20 protein-coding genes are annotated in these 20829 nt (G+C 41.1%); 11 read left to right on the top strand and 9 right to left on the bottom strand.

Annotated elements, in window-relative coordinates; translation table 11 throughout:
- The first annotated feature begins 65 nt into the window (after positions 1-65).
- From hisD to FIS9605_RS36765, 3 genes are all read left to right on the top strand, one after another.
- Positions 66-1346: a histidinol dehydrogenase gene (gene hisD, locus FIS9605_RS0110960; protein ID WP_026732632.1), complete on the top strand. Its 1281-nt coding sequence runs from the start codon at positions 66-68 to the stop codon at positions 1344-1346.
- Between the two features lie 813 nt (positions 1347-2159).
- Positions 2160-3884, top strand: a complete 1725-nt coding sequence (locus FIS9605_RS0110950; RefSeq protein WP_026732631.1) for a cation:proton antiporter — start codon at positions 2160-2162, stop codon at positions 3882-3884.
- 401 nt (positions 3885-4285) lie between these two features.
- Complete coding sequence (locus FIS9605_RS36765; RefSeq protein ID WP_035139525.1) at positions 4286-4471, top strand: DUF3096 domain-containing protein; 186 nt, start codon at positions 4286-4288, stop codon at positions 4469-4471.
- 380 nt (positions 4472-4851) lie between these two features.
- Here FIS9605_RS36765 and FIS9605_RS0110940 read toward each other — a convergent pair whose 3' ends face one another.
- On the bottom strand, positions 4852-5829 hold the full coding sequence (locus tag FIS9605_RS0110940; protein ID WP_026732630.1) for a sucrase ferredoxin: 978 nt from the start codon (positions 5827-5829) through the stop codon (positions 4852-4854).
- 12 nt (positions 5830-5841) lie between these two features.
- Between FIS9605_RS0110940 and FIS9605_RS42575 the strand changes: the two genes are divergently transcribed.
- The 3 genes from FIS9605_RS42575 to FIS9605_RS0110925 all read left to right on the top strand — a co-directional run bounded on the left by FIS9605_RS42575 (position 5842) and on the right by FIS9605_RS0110925 (position 8873).
- Positions 5842-5979 carry a hypothetical protein gene (locus tag FIS9605_RS42575; RefSeq protein ID WP_155960397.1) on the top strand — a complete coding sequence of 46 codons (138 nt, stop codon included), beginning with the start codon at positions 5842-5844 and terminating at the stop codon, positions 5977-5979.
- A gap of 1084 nt (positions 5980-7063) precedes the next feature.
- Positions 7064-7810, top strand: coding sequence for a Mut7-C RNAse domain-containing protein (locus tag FIS9605_RS0110930; RefSeq protein WP_026732628.1), 747 nt, complete (start codon positions 7064-7066; stop codon positions 7808-7810).
- 103 nt (positions 7811-7913) lie between these two features.
- The gene (locus FIS9605_RS0110925) at positions 7914-8873 is read left to right on the top strand and encodes an ROK family protein (RefSeq protein WP_026732627.1); all 960 of its coding nucleotides are present in this window, start codon (positions 7914-7916) and stop codon (positions 8871-8873) included.
- Between the two features lie 313 nt (positions 8874-9186).
- Here the strand turns inward: FIS9605_RS0110925 and FIS9605_RS0110920 are convergent, their stop codons facing one another.
- Positions 9187-9861: an HAD family hydrolase gene (locus FIS9605_RS0110920; RefSeq protein ID WP_026732626.1), complete on the bottom strand. Its 675-nt coding sequence runs from the start codon at positions 9859-9861 to the stop codon at positions 9187-9189.
- Between the two features lie 180 nt (positions 9862-10041).
- Here FIS9605_RS0110920 and FIS9605_RS0110915 point away from each other — a divergent pair, with 180 nt between their 5' ends.
- A complete protein-coding gene (locus tag FIS9605_RS0110915; RefSeq protein ID WP_026732625.1) occupies positions 10042-10815 on the top strand; it encodes a glucosamine-6-phosphate deaminase in 774 nt (257 codons plus the stop codon).
- Positions 10816-10877: 62 nt separating this feature from the next.
- Here FIS9605_RS0110915 and FIS9605_RS0110910 read toward each other — a convergent pair whose 3' ends face one another.
- From FIS9605_RS0110910 to FIS9605_RS45100, 3 genes are read right to left on the bottom strand one after another with little or no spacing between them, the layout of a single operon-like run.
- Positions 10878-11651, bottom strand: a complete 774-nt coding sequence (locus tag FIS9605_RS0110910; RefSeq protein ID WP_026732624.1) for an ABC transporter — start codon at positions 11649-11651, stop codon at positions 10878-10880.
- Positions 11644-12189 carry an AAA family ATPase gene (locus tag FIS9605_RS45105; RefSeq protein ID WP_269321025.1) on the bottom strand — a complete coding sequence of 182 codons (546 nt, stop codon included), beginning with the start codon at positions 12187-12189 and terminating at the stop codon, positions 11644-11646. The genes FIS9605_RS0110910 and FIS9605_RS45105 overlap by 8 nt, the downstream gene beginning before the upstream one ends.
- Positions 12083-12574 (bottom strand): ATP-binding cassette domain-containing protein, encoded by a 492-nt coding sequence (locus tag FIS9605_RS45100; protein ID WP_269321024.1) that lies wholly within the window; start codon positions 12572-12574, stop codon positions 12083-12085. The genes FIS9605_RS45105 and FIS9605_RS45100 overlap by 107 nt, the downstream gene beginning before the upstream one ends.
- A gap of 194 nt (positions 12575-12768) precedes the next feature.
- On the opposite strand from FIS9605_RS45100, the gene FIS9605_RS0110900 reads away from it, so the two are divergent.
- Positions 12769-14865 carry a cation:proton antiporter domain-containing protein gene (locus FIS9605_RS0110900; protein WP_026732623.1) on the top strand — a complete coding sequence of 699 codons (2097 nt, stop codon included), beginning with the start codon at positions 12769-12771 and terminating at the stop codon, positions 14863-14865.
- Positions 14866-14889: 24 nt separating this feature from the next.
- Here the strand turns inward: FIS9605_RS0110900 and FIS9605_RS42570 are convergent, their stop codons facing one another.
- The 3 genes from FIS9605_RS42570 to FIS9605_RS46045 all read right to left on the bottom strand — a co-directional run bounded on the left by FIS9605_RS42570 (position 14890) and on the right by FIS9605_RS46045 (position 16205).
- The gene (locus tag FIS9605_RS42570) at positions 14890-15063 is read right to left on the bottom strand and encodes a hypothetical protein (protein ID WP_155960396.1); all 174 of its coding nucleotides are present in this window, start codon (positions 15061-15063) and stop codon (positions 14890-14892) included.
- 65 nt (positions 15064-15128) lie between these two features.
- Positions 15129-16040, bottom strand: a complete 912-nt coding sequence (locus FIS9605_RS0110895) for a hypothetical protein (protein WP_026732622.1) — start codon at positions 16038-16040, stop codon at positions 15129-15131.
- A gap of 30 nt (positions 16041-16070) precedes the next feature.
- Entirely contained in the window at positions 16071-16205 is a 135-nt protein-coding gene (locus tag FIS9605_RS46045) for a hypothetical protein (protein ID WP_269321023.1), read from the bottom strand.
- Between the two features lie 217 nt (positions 16206-16422).
- On the opposite strand from FIS9605_RS46045, the gene FIS9605_RS0110890 reads away from it, so the two are divergent.
- Positions 16423-17151 (top strand): Bax inhibitor-1/YccA family protein, encoded by a 729-nt coding sequence (locus tag FIS9605_RS0110890; RefSeq protein ID WP_026732621.1) that lies wholly within the window; start codon positions 16423-16425, stop codon positions 17149-17151.
- A gap of 704 nt (positions 17152-17855) precedes the next feature.
- Here FIS9605_RS0110890 and glcD read toward each other — a convergent pair.
- Complete coding sequence (glcD, locus tag FIS9605_RS0110880) at positions 17856-19334, bottom strand: glycolate oxidase subunit GlcD (protein WP_026732620.1); 1479 nt, start codon at positions 19332-19334, stop codon at positions 17856-17858.
- Between the two features lie 119 nt (positions 19335-19453).
- On the opposite strand from glcD, the gene FIS9605_RS0110875 reads away from it, so the two are divergent.
- On the top strand, positions 19454-20140 hold the full coding sequence (locus FIS9605_RS0110875; RefSeq protein WP_026732619.1) for a Uma2 family endonuclease: 687 nt from the start codon (positions 19454-19456) through the stop codon (positions 20138-20140).
- Between the two features lie 93 nt (positions 20141-20233).
- Positions 20234-20824, top strand: coding sequence for a TetR/AcrR family transcriptional regulator (locus tag FIS9605_RS0110870; RefSeq protein ID WP_026732618.1), 591 nt, complete (start codon positions 20234-20236; stop codon positions 20822-20824).
- The last annotated feature ends 5 nt before the right edge of the window (positions 20825-20829 follow it).

Genomic DNA, 20829 nt, shown 5'->3' with positions numbered 1-20829 from the left:
ACTCCCGCTTTAAACTAAATATTGACTGTAATATCAAAACGTTCGCTACTTCCGGGAGACTCTCCATGCAGCTACTGAAAACAACCGACAAGGATTTTTCTGTTAGATTCAAAACATTTGTCAATGAGCGAAGAGAAGCAACGGTTGATGTCAGTGGCACAGTACGAGAGATTATCACTGATGTGAAAGAGCGTGGTGATGCAGCAATCAAGGAATATACTAGTCGTTTCGACCACTACAGCCCCGAGTCTTTTCGTTTGAGCGATCGCTTTATTGTTGAGCAAGCAGCCCAATGTCCCAATCATGTCAAGACAGCATTAGAAACTGCAGCCGATCGCATTGCTGCTTTTCATCAAAAACAACTACCGCAAAATATCGCCTACACCGATGAAGTGGGCGTGAAGCTAGGTTTAAACTGGGTAGCCTTATCTACAGTAGGAATTTACGTACCCGGAGGACGGGCAAGTTACCCCAGTTCTCTATTAATGAATGCACTACCTGCCAAAATTGTTGGGTTAGAACGAATTGTCATGACAGTACCGATGCCTCGTGGTGAAATTAATCCTGCGGTATTAGCAGCTGCCCAAGTAGCAGGTGTTACCGAAATCTACGGTATTGGTGGAGCGCAAGCTGTAGCAGCCTTAGCCTACGGTACAGAAACCATTGCCCCTGTTGATAAAATTGTCGGGCCTGGGAATGCTTACGTTGCTGAAGCCAAACGCCAGGTATTCGGCAGGGTTGGAATTGACAGTATCGCTGGCCCTTCAGAAATCTTAGTAGTAGCCGATAGCAAGAACAACCCAGAGTGGATTGCTTGGGATTTACTCTCGCAAGCAGAACACGATCCTAGCGCCCAGTCAATTTTGATTACTGATTCAGAAACTTTTGCCGAAAAAGCGATCGCAGCAGTTGCAGAGATTCTCAAAACCTTGCTCACTAAAGAAGTAGCTAGTGCAAGTTGGGAAAAACATGGTGCAGTGATTATTGTCAGCAATTTAGAAGAAAGCATTCCTCTGTTGAATCAACTAGCACCAGAACACGTGGAATTGTGCGTAGACGAACCACAATTGCTTGCCAATCAGATTCGTTGTGCTGGTAGTATGTTTTTAGGACGCCACACCCCAGAAGCAATTGGTGATTATGTCGGCGGCCCCAATCATGTGTTACCTACCGCACGTTCAGCTCGCTTTGCTTCCGGCTTGAGTGTGTATGATTTTATGAAGCGAATTACTTCTTTGCAATGCGATGAACAAGCATTACAAACCATAGGCAAAGCAGCGATTACCCTTGCAGAAGCAGAAGGTTTACCAGCTCATGCAGGTAGTGTAGCAGTGAGGTTGCCTTGAAGAGTCATTAGTCATTAGTCATTAGTCAATAGTCATTCTCCCCCTACTCCCCTTACTTCCCCCACTCCCCCACTCTCCTGTTTCTGCTGATTGATAAAGGGGTAGAAAAATTAAGTTATTTGTACTCCAATCAGGAATTACCCTTAAACGTGGTGATGTATTAGTAAGGTCTTCAACAATCGCCTTGTCGGTAATTACATAACAACCTAGGAGGTTGGCGATGGAAGGTATTCTCATTAGCATTTTGTTAGCAGCCTATATCATCGTCATGAAGAAGCAGATAAAGCAAGTCGAGCCTTCATCAGATGAAAATTCCAGTGGAGTAGTCCCTGAAAAATAGTTTTTTTGGCATTTTTAGCCACAACATAGTCATTTTTGTCAGGGTAAAGCATTTGTGTCACAAACGTGTAAGGGAGAACACAAGCCGAATTGCAAATGTTTTGCTCTATCTTTTATGTCAAAGCCTAATAGTCCACCACACTAATTTTGATAGGTTCGTAGTGAGGGCTTTAGCCCTCATTTAAGCACGCTTGCTGCTTACTACGAACTCCTTTAGCATGTCAAAATCTTTGTGGCAGACTACTAATAGCTAATTAAGTAGGCAGAAATAAAATTAGCTCTGTAAATAAGTATTAAGAAATTTTTTCTAACGACTAAAAGCTATAATGCAAAGTTATGTTGATTTGCACTAATCTACTTAACTATTTGTCTAAAATTATTGTCTAAATTGTTTCTATGTTGCCCAGATAATTACTCTGATGTCGAGTTAGCCTGAGAGAGTAACTCACACAGGTTTAGCAACCAACGGAAAACATGGCAACTGGGCAAAATTTGATTTTGGATCTCACCATCGTCTTAGGGGCTGCGGCGCTGGGAGGTTATCTGGCAAATCGACTACGTCAACCGGTTTTGCTTGGCTATTTAGTAAGTGGACTGGTTGTAGGACCTTTTGGTTTCAAGCTATTAAGCGAAGTTACCCAAATTAAATCTTTAGCAGAAATTGGTGTTGCCTTTTTGCTGTTTGCCTTGGGTGTGGAATTCTCTTTGGCAGAATTGAAACGAGTCAAGGATATTGCCCTGCGAGGAAGTCTGCTGCAAATTGGGCTGACAATCGTGCTGGTAGCATTTGTAACTGTTGTTATGGGCTGGGCATCGGGACTTTCTCAGGGAATTTTTCTAGGCGCGGTTCTTTCTCTTTCTTCGACAGCAGTAGTGTTGAAAACACTGATAGAAAAAAGTGAAATTAATACACTACATGGTCAAATTATGCTGGCAATTTTAATTGCCCAGGATTTGGCTTTGGGTTTGATATTAGCTATTTTGCCTGCCCTGAGGCAACCAGAAAATATAGGCTGGTCACTTGGCATTGCTATTCTAAAAGTCTTAGTTTTTGTTGCAGTAGCGATCGCGTTAAGTCGATGGATTGTACCCCGCCTAATTGCCAGTTTTGCTGCTACCGAAAGTAATGAATTGTTTCTATTGGCAGTCATTTCCTTATGCTTGGGAGTTGCTTTGGTTACAGCTGGTTTGGGTCTTTCGCTGGCGATGGGGGCATTTGTTGCCGGGTTAATGATTTCTGAGATTGACCATGCCGATCAAGCACTGTCTAAAGTTTTGCCTCTACGTGATACCTTTGCTAGTCTTTTTTTCGCCTCGATTGGGATGCTTATCGATCCAGGTATTCTCTTAGAAAACTTAGGGCTGATTATAGGATTAGTGACACTGGTCATGTTAGGCAAAGCTGCAATTGTTTTGCCGATTGTTCTCAGCTTTGGCTATTCTCTCAAAACTGCTGTTATCGTTAGTTTTGGTATCAATCAAATTGGTGAATTTTCTTTTGTATTAGCGCTGACAGGTTTGAGATTGGGACTCATCTCCCAACAAACTTATCTGTTGCTTTTAGGAACAACAGCGATTACCCTGGTGCTAACTCCCACGTGGCTAAACATTGCACCTAGCTTGGGAGATAGCTTCACCCGCATGCCCTTACTGGCGAATTTCTGGCGGCGGTTTTCCACACCAAAAACCCTATCGATACCAGAAAAAATCAATGGTCATGTGGTGGTGGCTGGTTACGGAAGAGTAGGGCAAGTAATTGTTAAAATTTTACAAAGTCAGGGTTATCAAGTCTTGGTAATTGAGAATAGTGAAGCAGCAGTGCAAAGATTGCGGTTTCACAAAATCCCTTATATTTTTGGTGATGCTGATTCCGAGTTAGTGCTGGAAAAAGCCCATTTGGAAACAGCAAAAGCCTTGGCAATTGCCCTACCAGATCCGGCTAGTACTAGGTTGCTTCTCAAACGTGCCTTAGCAATAGCACCTGGATTGGATGTCATTGCGCGATCGCACTCTGACAGCGAAATTGATCTTTTAACTCAGATGGGTGCAAAAGAAGTAGTGCAACCGGAATTTGAAGCAGCACTTGAAGTGGGAAACCATCTCCTCAAAAGCTTGGGTGCAGCAGAAAGTCATATTCAGGCTGTCATTAGTGCCATTCGCAAAGACCGATACTTGAGTATTCGACCAGAAAAAGAATAGATAAGTAGGTTGGCACGAATAATGTTAACTCGTGAAGGTCGTCATTTGTCATTTGTCATTGGTAAGGATTTCAGCAATTTTTACATTTATTAACATACCTACTTTTATTCTCACCTACCTACTTAAATTAGCGCGATCGCAATTTAAAAATAAAATCTCCCCTTGAGCGGTGAGGGGAGTGTTAGAGTGTTCTGAAAATTAGACCTACCGCGAATATCCTAGCAACATTAACTATAGTTGGAATCGGTATTAGAAGAAGACGATTATGTATTTGCCAACCTGCTGAAAACCTGTTGTTTAACAAGCTTTAACCTTGCTCGATAATGGGGCTATACTCTAAGTGAGGTGTTCTTCTTCTTGAAGTAATATTAGGAATTAATCGCTATTTTACTAAGCTAGTCATGTTTTATCAGCCAATTCTGCTTGCCCAACAAACTCATACACTTCAGGTAAGTGTTAATATTAATGGAATAGTTGCTCTGATAGCAGGAATACTGATTCTCATCCTTCCCAGATTGCTTAACTTCATTGTGGCAATTTATCTAATAATTATTGGGCTTGTGCAGATTTTTAACCTGCGTATTTAATATAACGATAAAAACCTCAAAGTCATAAGTACGCGATCGCATTTTGCTTTCTATGGATTAATTGCTGTCACAAGTCAGGTAGGAGTTGGCAGTCGTTTCACAGTACGCTTAAACGCCAGTGTATCTAGTTAATGCTGAGAAAAGTGGCGATCGCGCGCACTACCCTAACCTTTCCCCTACCTGAGTGTGCTGTCAACTATATTTTGCTTGGTTTCTAGCTGCAAACCCGATTCAATTGTAAGCGCGAAATTTAGCAAGGATTGACGCGCTGACACAAAGACATACCTGATGCGCTCAAGATTTGATTATAGGTAATCAAACAGACATACTTTCACTCACTTGGAGGAAATGTTGGAATTATCTGGATATACCCGAATTTCTTAAGCACTAAAAGTAACAAAATTCGTAGAAGTCAGCCAAAGACTCGCTACTGTGTATTTAGCAAACACTAACTCTTGCTTGGCATTACAGGAACCCTTCAGTTTCACAGTTTGTGTTTCGTCTTTGACTAACCTAGCCTGATAATTATATTGGGAACCATCAGGTTTTTCAAAAATTAGCTCAGCGCGAATCGTGTTTTTGTCTGCACTTGGCTCGATCATTCTACCTGCGACTTTATAATTAAACCAATCCCAACCATAACGAAAGATAAGTTCTCTTTCCAAAACTTGAATTGAGTTTGGTAAAATTCCCCAGCCGCGATAGACTTTTTGCAAGCATGTAATATCGCCAGTGCGAGTCAAAATCGATTTAAATAGTTCTTCATCGAGATTGCCGTAATATCTGCCTTCTGGAAAGTCTATTACCGTTGGCGCAAAACGATGTCCGCCAAAGTGACTAGATTTCCAAATTCGTACATTCTCCAAATTTAAATCAGCAACAGTAGTTGTTGCATGGAAATGAAAGGGATTACCATATCTAGAGCAGCATTTATCATGACTGCCATGAGTACACACTAATATATCTCTTGTTGCAGTTGATTCTATTTCATAACTTGGGTTTCTACCCCACAAATATTTCTTGACAACAGCTGCTACTTGCTGGATATTTTCTAACCTATACTCTCGCTTGCTATAACCATTACTTAACCCTTCTTGTTTTTGATAGATCAAAAGGGTTGTATAGTCTGATTTATGCGAAAAACTATTAGCAATTAAGAGAAATTTTATCGGCAGTCTTGCACGTTTAACCTCCTCTACTAAAATCCGCAAATTCTCTGGAACCCATTTAGAATGAAAAGCTTCTGATACCCAAGGTGTAGGACACTCAACTAAGACGTAAGTTTGGTGATTGGAAGCACTACCAATAATATCTTCTCCTACTTTTCGCGAATTATCAGAACAAAAGAAAGTATTCATCTAGACGTAGTGATGGATGTACTTGAAGAACAAAGGATATTACAAACAGAGATGGTACTTATAGTTACAATCTCCCCACAAAAACTGCTTGCCATTGCGATCGGCTACAAAATCACGTCTGGACTAGCAAGCGAGAGAAAACAGGAATAATAGCTATTTTCCAGTCCAATCCTGGTAGCCACGTTATAACATCATTTCCAGTCAAAGTTTGTGCTGTAAATAAATTTTTTAGAAAAGAGCTTAGCCTTACTTGGAAAAATAATTCCTTTATTGCAACTAGCAATTGTAGAAATTTTACTCGCTGCACATGAGGATTTATCAACCGTATTTCAGCCATGAAAGTAGCCAATTTTATAATGAGTAGCTTTGTGAAGCTACTAAAGAGATGAGTATCTTCTAGGTTTTTGCTGATGAACCTCCCATTAGTGCTTTCATCTAAGTAATTAAATTCAAGAAACTTGAGAACAAATGTGAACTGTTCCCTAGTAATTAGGTGAGTAAATTGATTTTCTCTTCTTGTAGATATAAATACTGTTTTATGTATGGCATTGTTAGTTAAGAATTTTTCGCCATTATCTGAGTTGAATTTATCTTCCAAAAAAAGCATATTGCAAATTATTCTCAATTAATTTTGAAAAAAAAGAAAACTAGGCTAAATCTTCGTTAAGGTTCAATAGTTAAACCTCAAGCAACTTAATTTTAAAGTTAATAACAATATTAACAATTACTTATTGGTCAGGGTACTACCATAAGAAGTATTTTTACCCAGTATCTTTGGTTTGATTTAAATCACCCCATCAGGTGTTTTTACCTCCTAATGAATATACTAGCAATCGAACACGAGCATCTGCTTCTACTCTAACCGAACTTAATTATAATGCAAATTTTTACTAATACTTCTAGTATCGGCGAATTTCTTGAATTTGCTAGAAACTAGTAATATCATAGTTAACAAGCGTTTAAAAGTAGGGAAAGCTGAGATTATCAACGCTTTTAGCTCGTGAGCTAAAAGATAAAGATTATCAATATGTCAAAAATAATTGCAAATAACCTCATAAATTTCTGTAAACTGAGAGGTTTTTGTTGTCACTCTTTACAAACAAAAGCAGATGATGAATTATTGCCAGCAACGTGCTTTGTTACCTACTTATCTTCTAGTTTTCACGCTAATGACCCAGTTTTTATCTATAAAAGTTACTATGGTGAACATAGAAAAAGTCGATGATTTGTTGCTATGGCTAAGGCAACTTTCCACTTTCATGCAGAATTAAACGATTTTCTTCCACCATATAAAAGGCAGGTGAAAATTGAGCATTTTTATGGGGAAAGAGCCTCTATTAAGGATATGATTGAGGCTCTTGGTGTTCCCCATCCTGAAGTTGATTATATTGAGGTGAACGGAAAACCAGTTAATTTTTCTTACATTGTTCAAGATGGAGACATCATCAATGTCTATCCTATTTCCATAGTGACAGACATGCCTGTTTTGAGCCTAGTGCGACCTAAACCGTTAAATATCATCCGCTTTGTGTTAGATATTCACTTAGGGAAATTGGCATCATCTCTACGATTATTAGGCTTTGACACGTTATACCGGAATGATTATGACGATCCAGAATTAGCAGATATTTCTAGCACTCAAAGACGAATTCTTTTAACACGCGACAAAGGTCTTTTGATGCGGAGTGTAGTTACTTATGGCTACTACGTCAGAAATACTGACCCGCAGCAACAAATAGTGGAAGTATTGCGGCGTTTCGATTTATTTAAACTAGCATCGCCTTTTCAACGATGTCTGCGTTGCAATGGTACTTTACAACCTGTGACAAAGCAAGTCGTTATCGACCAGTTGCCAGAAAACGTGCTGTTGTCCACTGATGAGTTTCATCGCTGTCAAGACTGTGCTCAAATTTATTGGAAAGGATCGCATTATCAACGCTTACAACAATTTATTAATGGTGTGCTTGATTTTAGTGGTTAGTAGTTAATGGTTGTTGTTTGTTGTATGTTGTTTGTTGTTTGTTGTTTGAACCATCAACCAACAACTGACAACGACCAACCAACACCGAATAACTAAAAAGACCGTGACATTAATCTTAGCGCTTGATTTTGGTGGTACTAAGCTAGCAGCGGCGGTGGTGAATGCAGCATCTTCCCAAAAATGGCTGGGTTACGAACGTCGCTTTTCGCCTGGAAATGGAAATGCTAGCACGGACTTAGAAATTATGCGATCGCTCATCCATTCTCTATTGCAAGGAGGGAAACCCGCTGCTATTGGTGTTAGTTTTGGCGGCCCTGTCAACGCAACTACAGGTACGGTAAGGCGATCGCATCATGTCCCTGGATGGGAAAATATACCCTTGCAGCAGTTGTTGGCAGAGGAATATGGCGTCCCTGTGAGTGTTGATAACGATGCTAACGTCGCAGCGTTAGGTGAATACCGTTATGGTGCAGGTCAAGGGCATGATAGCTTGTTTTACATTACCGTCAGTACAGGCGTTGGCGGTGGTTGGATACTCAACGGCAGGCCTTGGCGTGGTGCGGAAGGCATGGCAGGAGAAATTGGACACATGGTTGTTAACCCCAACGGGCCTGTATGTTTGTGTGGCAAGCGGGGATGTGTGGAAAGGTTGGCATCGGGGCCTTATATGGCGCAGGATGCTAGAGATGTTTTGGAAAAGGAAGCACCAAGACGCCAAGTAGGAGAAATAATTCGAGGTTTAGTAGGAGATAATTTGCAGCTGATTACAGGGGCGGTGCTGAGTGAAGCAGCAGCACAAGGTGATGAGTTGGCTAAGGCATTTTTACACAGATCGGCTTGGGCGCTGGGGGTGGGTATTGGTAATGTCGCAAATTTGATTAACCCACAAAGGTTTGTATTGGGTGGCGGTGTGACGAAAGCGGGGGAGATGTGGTGGAGTGTGCTGCAAAAAACAGCACGCCAGACAGCTTTACCGGAGGTGAATTTTGAGATTGTTCCGGCGGCGTTGGGGGATGATGCGCCGTTATGGGGGGCGGTGGCTTTGGCGGAGGAGTTCGTCTAATGTGAATTTACTTTACATTTGCAGGGAATCTGTCAGCAACATTCCAATTGTTTTTGGAAAAGCCTACGCCAACAGATGACACAAATGCTAAGTACAGCTTTGCGTAAAATCGTAGTGTTTTTAAACGCAGAGGGGCGCAGAGGCAGCGCAGAGGAACGCAGAGTATTTCTAAGGATAATTCGCTATGAATTAATGAAATACTGTACTAAGCGAACGATCTATCAGTGTTTATCTGTGTCCACCCCCCTCATTCCCCCCTACAAAAGCTTGCGCGATCGCGCGAAGTGCAGATCCCAAACTATAAGTCTGTTAGTTAAGCATTTACCAAATCAGTCTCTATCTCTGAATTCAGCAGTGTCCACAACTGCAAATCTGTAAAATCAGGAATGACCATAAATGCCCCCTTTTCTTCAAGTACTTTGGGGTCATGGGTAGAGGCAATACCAATAGTGCGAACACCAGCACCAACGGCGGAACGTATGCCAGAGGGAGAATCTTCGAGGGCGATCGCACTTTCTGCTGTTATCCCTAATTTATTCAGTACGACTTGGTAAGGTGCAGGATCGGGTTTACCAGCAATGCAATCCTCTGCAATTACAACTACGTCAAAAGTTTCTTTTAATCCTAAAACTTCTAGCATAAAATATACATTTAATTTCGGTGCATTTGTCACGAGAGCGCGTTTAAGTTGATGCTTCTGCGTCCATGCGATTAATTCCCAAAACCCAGCTAAAGGCTGCATATCTTTTGCTTTTTGACGGAAAAGAGCCTCTTTATCTTCTGCAAATTTTGCACCTGCTTCTGGTGATAATTGTGGCAAAATCTCTTGTATTATGACTGGGTTTAGTCTGCCACTAATTCGAGTTTGATAAAAGCTTTCGTCAATTTCTATGCCGTACTCTAAAAGCATTTCCCGCCAAGCTATGTAGTGTACGGGGTCAGTGTTGGCAATTGTTCCATCTAGGTCAAAAAGAATTGCTGCCAGCATAGATTCACCAATGTTAAATAATATTAAGTTTATTTACATAGTTTACATTGTTTTTGAGACTGAACGATAGTTTTTTCGATTCATCAGAGCAAAAACTATAATTAAGTTCTAAATGACGACAATCGATGATGATTAGCGCTTTTAAGCGTTTCCTAGCCTCAAACTTCGCTTTCTAATCACATGCCAGCCGCAAAAAAAATATTTCGCCTCGATGACCTCAATGTGCAGATTTATAACTGTGAAGCCGAATTAGCGCAGGATGTCGCAGAAATCGCACACCAGTATTTACAAAATGTTCTCCAGCAGAATGGTAGCGCTGCTGTATTGCTAGCAACAGGTAATTCTCAAATCAAATTTCTCGATGAATTAATAGCATTAGGTGGTGTAGATTGGTCGCGGATTACCTGTTTTCATTTAGATGAGTATTTGGGAATTTCTGCCGATCATGCTGCTAGTTTTCAGCGATATTTGCGAGAACGTGTCCAGAAGCGGGTAAAGCCTAGGGAATTTCACTATCTAGAAGGTGATACTTTAGAACCTTTACGAGAGTGCGATCGCTATACTAAATTACTGCAAGCACAACCAATTGACCTGTGTTGTCTGGGTATAGGAGAAAACGGACACATTGCTTTTAATGAACCATCTGTAGCTAATTTCCAAGATATCTATAGCGTCAAATTAGTGAAATTAGATCAAGTGAATCATCTGCAACAGGTAAAGCAAGGTCATTTTCCTAATTTAGAAAGTGTACCAAAATATGCTTTTACTGTTACTATACCCATGATTTGTTCTGCTAAAAAAATCCTCTGCCTTGCGCCAACCCAACACAAAGCTAAAATAGTTCAACAGATGTTGCAAGAAGATGTAAGCACAGATTGTCCTGCTTCCATTCTTCGCAAACAAACGCAAGCAACTTTATTTTTAGATGAAGATGCTGCAACTTTAATTACGTGAACACCACTCCACTTTAGCTAATACTAAATTTCCCCTCTCTGCAAGCGGGGTGGGGTTCCAGATTAATAACCACTTAATATTCCCCGCCGCTTCGCCACACGTTCGGCAATACGAAAAAGCAATAAACCCACAGCAAAATATATTCCTCCATTCACAAAAGCTATAACCAACTTTGTGAAATTTAAACTTTCACCCCTCGCCATTAAATCGCGTAGCAGTCCTGCGCCGGGAGTCAACGGCAGTAAATTTGCCAAAATTTGTAAAGATCCTTTCCAAGTTTCAGTGGGAGTTGTCAGCGAAAACAAAAGTAAAAACTGAAACATAACTAACAATCGCTCAGCACGCTTAAACAATAAGGCTAAAGAACCCATTGCAAAAGCAATCCCGTATCCTGCCATCAAAACGGTGACAAAAGGTAAAAGCAATGATGGGGGAAAATTGAGACGGCTGCCAGTAAGCGCCATGATAATACATAGAATGCTGATGATAAAAACCATCCGCAACATCAAACTAGCCAATGTCCGCATCAAGAATACCTTGATAGCACCAAACCGAGAAAGGAAGAGTTGTTCTAAAGTGCCAGTTTGCGCCTCGTATTGCAAGTTACCAGCGATGTCCGTTATGATGAACAACATCAAATTCCAAAGTACATAGCCGATAACAATGGAGTCGAGCCTGTTACCTAATTGGAAAGTGGGGCCAGCAATGTAGCGGGCGCTTAAGAAAAGTCCATAAAAGACAGCAGAATAGACAAAAATTTCGGCGATCGCTTCAACTGGGTAGCGACGAAATTGAATCCAAGTGCGGCGTAACTCTGCGAGAAACAATTCAAACATCCCTACTTCTTCCTTCTCTAACTATCTTTAAAAAGATTTCTGTAAGGTCTGCTTCTTCATTTTCCACGCGATGCAGTGGTAGAGGTTTGAGAATTTCTAGGACTTTGTAGAGCAATTCTTGCTTTCTGAGGTAAATTATTTGTCCATCTTCAACGTTTGCACCAATTGTTTCTAATTCTTTGATTCGTGATTCATCGAGTGCAACTTTCATTTCAATTTTGTAAGCTGTGCCGGAAAATTGACGGATAAGTTCAGCAGTTGGTGATTCTGCTAAAATTTCACCTTTTTGGATAATAGCAACGCGCTCAGAAAGTTCTTCAGCTATTGCCAATTGGTGAGTCGTCAACAAAATAGCGCAACCACACGCGGCAATTTCTCGCACCAAAATTTTCACATCTTCTGTTGCTTCTACATCGAGTCCTAAAGTTGGTTCATCTAATAATAAAAGCTGGGGTTGATGAACTAATGCCACTGCAAATGCTAACTTCTGCTGCATTCCCCGTGAAAGTTGCTGCACTGGGGTATGGCGTTTGTGCATTAACCCAAATCTTTCTAAAAGTGCTGTTCCTGACTGGCGTGCTTGTCGTCGAGTCAGTCAGGAACAGCACTCCGAAATATTCCAAATTTTCTTCAGGAGATAGTCGCCAGTAGAGGTTGCGGTTTCCTTCCAGCACTGCACCTAATTTTTGCAGCGCTGCTGGGTTGCGGTGAGGGTCACTTCCGGCTATTCTTACCGAACCAGCATCCGGTTGAATTAGTCCGGCGATCATTTTAATCGTCGTCGTCTTGCCCGCACCATTAGGGCCAAGGAATGCTAACAATTCACCCGGCGCAATGGTTAAGGAAACGTTCTGGACTGCTGGAAAATTTTGGTGATTCTGGCGGTATATCTTCTTGAGGTTGTAGGCTTCCAGTGCTTTCATGAGGAATGTGCTACATCGTGGTTTATGTGAGTGAAAATCCTACTGGGGATGTATCTCAAAGTCCTGCAATTATCCCTACCTAGCAGGATTTTATATTTTTCACATTCAAAATTATTCCTTCGGTAGTTTCACCAGGAATGCAACTCGTTTATAAACACAAAAGAATTGTAGCAATGTTCTGGCGGGTAGCCCTTGTGAACACTTATCTACAGCATTTGGAGTTTTGGGAAGCAAGCTTAACTCAACCGTTAGTTTTTGCACCTGTGCTTGCACAGATATTTAGACCAATCACCGATCCTGTTGCGATCTTCCTGATTATTCTGGCAATTATGCTCGTCGCGCCGCTATTATTTGAGCGGTTGAGAATGCCAGGAATTATTGGCTTGATTTTGGCAGGGGTAATTGTTGGGCCTTACGGTTTGGGTTTGCTGGAACGAGACAAAACAATAGAGTTGCTTGGCACAGTTGGGTTACTGTTTTTGATGTTTCTGGGTGGACTGGAAACTAGTTTGGACGACCTCAAACGCAACGCTAATAAAGCTTTGACCTTTGGACTGGCAACGTTTGCAATTCCAATGGTCGTAGGTACAGCAGTTATGTTGCCTTTGGGATATAGCTTTTTAGCATCGGTGTTAGTGGCGTCTTGTTTTGCTTCCCATACGCTTTTGGCTTTACCTGTTCTCTCCAAGCTGGGGATTATGCGGAATCAGGTTGTGACAGCAACGCTGGGAGGTACGCTAATCACAAATGTGCTAGCACTGTTGGTACTAGCAATTGTGGTGAAAGCTAACCAGGGTAATTTAACAATCAGTTTTTGGTTATTTTTGATTCCATCTTTGGCTATCTATACTTTTGCTACCCTCTGGGGAGTACCGAATCTCGGGCGTTGGTTTTTTCGCCGCTTTGGACACGACGAAGGGGCAGAATTTTTGTTTGTGTTAGCGGCTCTGTTTATTGTTTCTTATATTGCTAATTTAATTGAAATTGAGCCGATTGTAGGGGCATTCTTGGCTGGGGTAGCGATTACTCAAATTATTCCCCAGATGAGTCCCTTGATGAATCGGATTCAGTTTATCGGCAATACACTGTTTGTGCCATTTTTCCTCATTTCTGTGGGAATGTTAGTGAATCCCCTCATCCTCGTCAAAGACGCCCGTGGGATTTTGGTTGCTGTGGTGATGATTGCAGCAGAAATCGCTAGTAAGTTTCTGGCAGCTTGGGGAACGGCAAAGATATTTAACTGGAAAATTCCCAGTACGATGGTGATGTTTGGGCTTTCAGTTGCCCAAGCAGCTTCAACGCTAGCAGCGATCACAGTCGCTTTTGACATCAAGCTTGTGGATGAGGTGACAGTGAATGGAATTATCGGAATGATACTGGTAAGCTGTGTTATGTCTCCCTGGATTACCGAGCGTTGGGGAAGAAAAATTCAGCAAGAACCTGCCCATACTGCTACTTCTAATTCAGAACAATTGGAGAATGCGGTTACAGTAAATAATTTGGCAAATCGGGTTTTAGTCCCGGTTGCTAACCCCAACACAGAGGATAACTTACTAAATTTGGCAATTATCCTTACCAAACACGGGAACGGCACTTTATTGCCACTGCATGTGATCATCTCAGACAAAAATGGATTTGTTGCCGTAGCAGCAAAGACACAACAAAAACGCTTGCTGGAGGTCGCCGAAACCCTTGCTCACGCTGCTGTTACTAGCGTTGAACCCATCGGTCGTATCGATGATTCTATTGATTTAGGCATTTTGCGAGCGGCACAAGAAAGAGATGCTAGTCTGGTAATTTGTGGTTGGAAAGGTTATTCGACCTACCGAGAAAATTTCTTCGGTAGTGTAATCGACAATATCGTGCGCCGGTCAACAGTACCCGTACTGATTACTCGTTTTTCTCAGCCAATTGAGAATACCCAACGAGTGTTTTTAGCTTTGAGCGATCGCAAAATTTCTGCTAACGCACTGCGCCAAACTCTCGGTTTAACGAAAATTCTTTCAGAAGCACTTAAGTCTCCAGTGCAAGTTATGCAGGTCTTTCTTGAACCAACAAAACCTTCCTACGACCTGCAATCTGTGTTTGTTAACAGCGAATTTCCGATCCAACAAGTACAGGGAAATCCAACCAGAAAAATCTCAGCATCGCTGAAAACCAACGACCTATTGATCTTGGTTGAAAGTACCCATCATTTCGGTCAACCCGCTTTGGGAAGAGAACCAGAGGCGATCGCCCGTTCCCATCCCAAAACTTCTATGATGATTGTGCACTTTCCTGACTTATTTTGATGTAGTTGACATTTTGCACAATTCTCAACAAGAACCTCCGACTGGGGCTGTTGCAAGTGGTGCAAAATTGGTTTGTAGAGACGCGAAATTTCGCGTCTCTACATCTGATGGAATGACGAAAAATCTTTCAATGAGGGATGATACCCTTGATTCGCCAGCTGTATCCTCTAAGAAATCGGGAATATGTGTCTGAAACATAATTACCCAAAAACGCCCCTACTAACTACTAACTACTAACTACTAACCACTAACTATCTACTAACCTATTGCACATTTACCCAAAAATCAGCAGTGTTAACTTTGCCATTGCGATTAAACTGCATCCAAAGTTTGTATGTCCCTGATTGGGGAAAGCTAGTTACAAACTGCACTTGCCCATCAGGAGAATTTTTGAGAGCATGAGCATGAATATAATCAGATACAGTTAACGGAGAAGAACTTTTGATAATGACTAAATGTCCTTTTTCTCCCAAGTATGGCTTTAAATCCTTGATAGGCTGATTATTAGTAGCTTCGTTTAAATCAAACTTCAAGGTGACTTCTTGACCAGCTTTAAGATTTGGCTGAGAAAAATTCAAGTTTATCTTGGTATCAGGTAATATTTTAGTATTACTATATTTTGCCAAATCTTGAGGGAGTGGAGTTGAACCGGGAACTGTTAGCTTCATAACATTAACCCGTTCATCTATCCCAGAGGGCTTGTAATCGCCGAAAATAGTGTAATTATTAGGTTCAGGAAAATTAGCATTAACTTCAAAACGCCCATTACCTTTGTAATTTGGGTGTAAGTGATCGAAAAATTTCAGGTCATCACTAACAACGATTAAGTGCATCAATTTTTCTTGAAATGTCTCAAATTTGGTGACAGATTTTCCCTGAGAGTCTTGAATATCAATAACCAAAGGCACGGATTGATTGGGAACAATATTTTTAGGAGCAGTTAATTTTGCTTCAGTGATAGTTGATTTATCACTTTGGTGATTATTTGAATGCCCATCATGATGCATTTGTTCATTCGAGTGTCCGCCGTGGTTATTGTTTGAGTGCCCATCACGATCGATTTGTGCCGTTGTGTTTCCCTGGGAAGAAGTTTCTCCAGATTTAACAACTGACGAGCAACCTTGAGTTAGTAATAAAGCTGCGATCGCAGCAATTCCAGTAATAGAATATTTCATTGAAATTCTTCTCAGTATCATACAAATTAGTTAATAAAAGTAAACTTGCACTTCACTTGCTCTCCGTGCAAAGATAAAATTCAGCGTCTTTTGTTCTCTTTTCGGAGTTTGTATTTGAGTCGCGATTTTGGCATAGGGCGATCGCCATAGAATAGCATTGAACATTTCAGGCTGCTAAGTTCAGAACTCAACAATGCTTAAGTTTGGCACATAGAAATAAAATCAGTATGAAATTGGTGACTACCCTAATACCGTTCCCCGTTCCCTATCTCCACTCAAACAGTGAACAGCAAAAGTAGTCACATACTGGCGTTTTTGCTGAAAATATGGATAAAAATGAGAATAGTCAGCAATATTGTCATACAAAGGCGAATTGTGAAATATGAGCAGTAGTAGTAACTTCCGTGACGCTATCCGTGAGGCTAAAACTCACGCCCTGGTAGGGCCAAATGTAATTGCCAACGCCCTTCCTTACGTGGGAGGCGGTTTGGTATTAACAGCAGTAGGAACCTACGGCGGTTTGGGAGTTATCCGTGCTAACCCCGGACTTTTCTTTCCCACCTTTATCGGTGCGGTTGTATTGGAATTAATTCTGTTCTTTGTTGCCCGAAACGTCGCCGAAAAAGGCAAAAACAGCGTTGCACTGCCAATGCTTGCAACCTACAGCCTTTTGTCTGGATATACCCTGAGTGGCTTGGTATTTGTGGCGCTGAGAACAGAGGGTGTAGGCATTCAAGGAATTACTTTGTCAGCTCTCGGTTGTGGTATAACCTTTATTGTCGCCCGTCAGATTGGTTCAAATCTCTCTGACGATGATGGCATGGCTTTGACAAAAACCATCAATCTGGGCATTATCGCCTTAGTTGTTGTCTGTTTGTTGCAATTCTTATTTGCTTTGTTTGGCGTCTATACCCCAGGTTGGCTAGAAATAGGCATTTCTGGTTTAGGTGTATTTCTGTTTGTTGGGGTATCTGTAGTCGATTTTTACATCCTGCCACGCACCTACCGCAACGATCAGTACCTACCTGCGGCTTTGTCGATGTACTTGACTTACATCAACCTTTTCATCTTCATCTTACGATTGCTAATCGCTCTAAATAGCCGTGATTAAGCATCTGTTAGCACTGGTAAAAAGTAAAGTTTAACAATTCAAAACCGTGGTTAACTTTCACAAACCACGGTTTTATTATGGTTATGTTGCAAAAAAATTTCTGTAGGAGGCTCTATAGTACAAGAAGATTGTTTGACTCATCAATATAGTTACTGAGCAGTGTTTTTGAATGATGAGAAAAATCTTATCTTCTGCTAGGGAACCAAGTTTGCGATCGCCATTCCCATACCAAGCTAGAAACGCCTACCTTTAAGCATACTCATAAGCCAAAGCGAACAGTTGAGTTCGGATATAAAGTACTTCGGTTTCAGAAAAAGAAGTGGCAGAGCCACTTCTAAGTAATTCCCAGGTAGAACCTGAGAAATAGTATAACGTTTATAATAAATTCAAATAGTATAAAGTAACACTTATTAACTTAACATGTTAGTTTTTATTATTCTGGTAATATTGTTAATGATGACTACAGCTAATAAAAAATATGATTTTGGTAAAGGTTGTCAAGCATAGTTTCTAGAGATTATAGATTTGTTTTGGAAGAAATTATGATTGCAATTTTTCAATTTTTTTGAGTGCCGAGTTTAGCGATCGCAACTAAAATATCTCCTCCACCACACATAAGTTCATAGCGAAATTTTTGCACAAGACTCTGCGCTGCTAGTGCGTTTTCAATCACTACTCTTTTACGCAAAGCTGTACTAATTCATTTAAAATCTTTCAACTCCTTCAATATTTTTGGCACTCTCGCCCAAAGCTCTTGCTGCTTCCCCACAAGTACGCGGAGTCGGAAAAATTTTCTCTGGATTGGCTAAACCTTTAGGATTAAAAACTTGGCGTACCCATTGCATAGTTTCTAAATCAGCTTCCGTGAACATCTCCGGCATATAGCATTTTTTATCTGCACCAATGCCATGTTCACCAGAAATACTGCCACCAACTTTCACGCATAACTTAAGAATTTCCCCCCCTACTTCTTCCACTATCTCTAATGCACCTGGAACAGAGTTATCATAAAGAATCAGTGGGTGAAGATTGCCATCACCAGCATGAAATACATTGGCAATGCGATAACCGTATTTCTGACTCAATGCCTCAATCTCTTGCAGTACATAAGGCAGTTGAGTACGAGGAATAACTCCATCTTGCACGTAATAATCAGGACTTAAATGTCCAGCAGCGGCAAAGGCAGCTTTGCGTCCTTTCCATAATTTTAAGCGCTGATCTGGATCTCTAGCAGAAGTAACATTACGCGCACCATTCTGTTTACAAATTTCCGCTACTCTTTGTTTATTCGCTGCAACTTCTACTGCCAAACCATCAATTTCTACTAACAAAATTGCCGTTGCATCACGGGGATAAACATTTAAGGCTGTCACATCTTCCACTGCATTAATGCTGAGATTATCCATAATTTCCATACCACCAGGAATAATCCCTGCACTGATGATATCAGAAACACTTGCCCCTGCTGCTTCAATACTAGTAAAATCTGCTAAAAGTACGCAGATTGATTCCGCACTTTTGAGAATTCTAAGCGTAATTTCTGTGGCAATACCCAGCGTGCCTTCCGAACCAACAAATATACCCGTTAAATCGTAACCAGGCATTTCGGGAATTTCTCCGCCCAAGTCTAGAATTTCACCTTCAGCAGTGACGATTTTTAACCCTAAAACGTGATTGGTGGTGACACCATACTTGAGACAATGTACTCCACCGGAGTTTTCAGCAACGTTACCACCGATAGAACAGATGATTTGACTGGAGGGATCGGGAGCATAGTAGAAACCAGCGCCACTGACTGTTTGCGTTACCCAGTTATTAATCACCCCTGGTTGCACAACAACGCGCTGGTTTTCTAAATCTACACTCAAAATTTGCCGCATCAATGAAGTGACAATCAAAACGCTATTTTCTATCGGCAAAGCACCACCCGATAAACCTGTACCAGAACCACGGGCTATAAAGGGGACAGAGTATTTATTGCATATCTTCACCACCGCCGCCACTTGTTCTGTAGTTCTGGGTAACACCACTACCGCCGGACGTTGGCGATAGCTGGTGAGTCCATCGCACTCATAGGTAATGAGTTCTTCACGGCGTTGCACTACCCCATTTTTGCCAACTACAGCCTCGAATTCTTTGATGATGGGTTGCCAGTTGCGTTGTTGTTTGTCTTGGGTGAGCATAGGTTTTGTGGAAAGATGCGATGCGATCGCTTGTGTGAGTTGGTCTAATTAATATTGTTACAGGTGTTTTATTGAATCAACTAACCTAGAAATATCGCTCTCAAGTGGTGGGTAAACTCATGGTTGAGCAACTTTTAATCAATAATGATGATTATTATGTGCCAGATGCTAGCCAGCTAGTTACTGAAGATGATACACCTGTAGATAATTTTGCTTCTGCTAAACAACAACGCCTGTTAGTTAGCTCTCTTTACAGTTCATTACAAAACCAAACTTTTTTAGCCGAGGCTAACGTTGGCATATATCATACTGACGGACAGCCTCCAATTGTACCTGATGTTTTTCTTAGCTTAGATGTCCAAGTGGCTGATAACTGGTGGGAGAAACAAAACCGTTGTTATATGCTTTGGAAGTTTGGCAAGCCACCGGAGGTGGTGATTGAAATAGTTTCTAACAAAGAAGGTGATGAACTAGGCAGTAAACTAAAAACTTACGAACACATGCGGGCGAGTTACTACGTAGTATACGACCCCACCCAACAATTATCAGAACAGGCGTTGCGTGTTTATGAAATTCGCGGTAGGCGCTATTTTGAAACTACAGAAACTTGGTTAGAACAAGTCGGTTTAGGTTTAACTCTCTGGCAAGGCGAATTTGAAGGTAGACAAGATGTGTGGTTACGCTGGTGCTACCAAGATGGTACGCTGCTAGCGACTGGAGATGAACGTGCTGAAGTCGCTGAACAACGCGCTCAAAAATTAGCACAGAAACTGCGATCGCTAGGCATAGATCCAGACACTCTGTAGAGATTGGGTAAAAAAAATCAGTCAACTACCTTTTCAAATTTTTCTTTATAACTTATTATATAACTAACGTTCGATATAAATATTTTTCTCGTAATGCCCAAGATTGTTGATCGTGAACAATACCGCAAAGAATTGTTGATGAAATCCTTTGACCTATTTGCCCAGAAGGGTTATGCCTCTATCACCATGCGAGAGATAGCCAAAGAGCTAAGGGTTTCTACGGGAACGTTGTATCATTATTTTCCCAGTAAAGAAGCTTTGTATTTGCAGTTAGTCGAAGAGCAAACACAGCAGGACATTTTGAATTTTCTTGCTGAGGCAGGAGATGCCAAAACTTTACCAGAGCGTATCAAAGCCTTATTTAATTTTATGGTCAAAAACGAAGATTATTTTTTTAAACAAACTCTGCTGGGGTTTGATTTCTATCAGCAACAAGAACGAACTGAGATATTGAATAATCAAATCCTGAGAAAAAGTTGGGAATACACGAGACAGGCTATTGCTGACTATTTGCAAATAAAAGATAAAGCTTTATCTGAGTTTGTAATGATTTTTGTCAGCGGTTTGCTGGTAGGGCGAATGTATGAAGGTGAAACCATTTCTTATGCCCAACAGGAGGAATTGCTAGTGAACATGTTAACAAGTTATTTGAATCATCAAAAAGCTAGTATAAAATATGATTAGCTTGT

It is taken from the genome of Fischerella sp. PCC 9605, from assembly GCF_000517105.1.
Lineage (GTDB): Bacteria > Cyanobacteriota > Cyanobacteriia > Cyanobacteriales > Nostocaceae > PCC9605.
The sequence above is the reverse complement of the archived record's forward strand: the minus strand, read 5'-3'. Positions and strand labels throughout refer to the sequence as shown.

Excerpts from the sequence above, each read along its gene's own strand:
- hisD (WP_026732632.1), top strand. The coding sequence starts at position 66 with ATGCAGCTACTGAAAACAACCGACAAGGATTTTTCTGTTAGATTCAAA.
- FIS9605_RS0110940 (WP_026732630.1), bottom strand. The coding sequence starts at position 5,829 with ATGAATACTTTCTTTTGTTCTGATAATTCGCGAAAAGTAGGAGAAGAT.
- FIS9605_RS45105 (WP_269321025.1), bottom strand. The coding sequence starts at position 12,189 with ATGCACAAACGCCATACCCCAGTGCAGCAACTTTCACGGGGAATGCAG.
- FIS9605_RS0110875 (WP_026732619.1), top strand. The coding sequence starts at position 19,454 with ATGGTTGAGCAACTTTTAATCAATAATGATGATTATTATGTGCCAGAT.
- FIS9605_RS45100 (WP_269321024.1), bottom strand. The coding sequence starts at position 12,574 with ATGAAAGCACTGGAAGCCTACAACCTCAAGAAGATATACCGCCAGAAT.
- FIS9605_RS0110895 (WP_026732622.1), bottom strand. The coding sequence starts at position 16,040 with ATGAAATATTCTATTACTGGAATTGCTGCGATCGCAGCTTTATTACTA.
- glcD (WP_026732620.1), bottom strand. The coding sequence starts at position 19,334 with ATGCTCACCCAAGACAAACAACAACGCAACTGGCAACCCATCATCAAA.
- FIS9605_RS0110950 (WP_026732631.1), top strand. The coding sequence starts at position 2,160 with ATGGCAACTGGGCAAAATTTGATTTTGGATCTCACCATCGTCTTAGGG.
- FIS9605_RS0110910 (WP_026732624.1), bottom strand. The coding sequence starts at position 11,651 with ATGTTTGAATTGTTTCTCGCAGAGTTACGCCGCACTTGGATTCAATTT.
- FIS9605_RS0110930 (WP_026732628.1), top strand. The coding sequence starts at position 7,064 with ATGGCTAAGGCAACTTTCCACTTTCATGCAGAATTAAACGATTTTCTT.
- FIS9605_RS0110870 (WP_026732618.1), top strand. The coding sequence starts at position 20,234 with ATGCCCAAGATTGTTGATCGTGAACAATACCGCAAAGAATTGTTGATG.
- FIS9605_RS0110920 (WP_026732626.1), bottom strand. The coding sequence starts at position 9,861 with ATGCTGGCAGCAATTCTTTTTGACCTAGATGGAACAATTGCCAACACT.
- FIS9605_RS0110915 (WP_026732625.1), top strand. The coding sequence starts at position 10,042 with ATGCCAGCCGCAAAAAAAATATTTCGCCTCGATGACCTCAATGTGCAG.
- FIS9605_RS0110890 (WP_026732621.1), top strand. The coding sequence starts at position 16,423 with ATGAGCAGTAGTAGTAACTTCCGTGACGCTATCCGTGAGGCTAAAACT.
- FIS9605_RS42570 (WP_155960396.1), bottom strand. The coding sequence starts at position 15,063 with ATGTTTCAGACACATATTCCCGATTTCTTAGAGGATACAGCTGGCGAA.
- FIS9605_RS36765 (WP_035139525.1), top strand. The coding sequence starts at position 4,286 with ATGTTTTATCAGCCAATTCTGCTTGCCCAACAAACTCATACACTTCAG.
- FIS9605_RS46045 (WP_269321023.1), bottom strand. The coding sequence starts at position 16,205 with ATGTTCAATGCTATTCTATGGCGATCGCCCTATGCCAAAATCGCGACT.
- FIS9605_RS42575 (WP_155960397.1), top strand. The coding sequence starts at position 5,842 with ATGGATGTACTTGAAGAACAAAGGATATTACAAACAGAGATGGTACTT.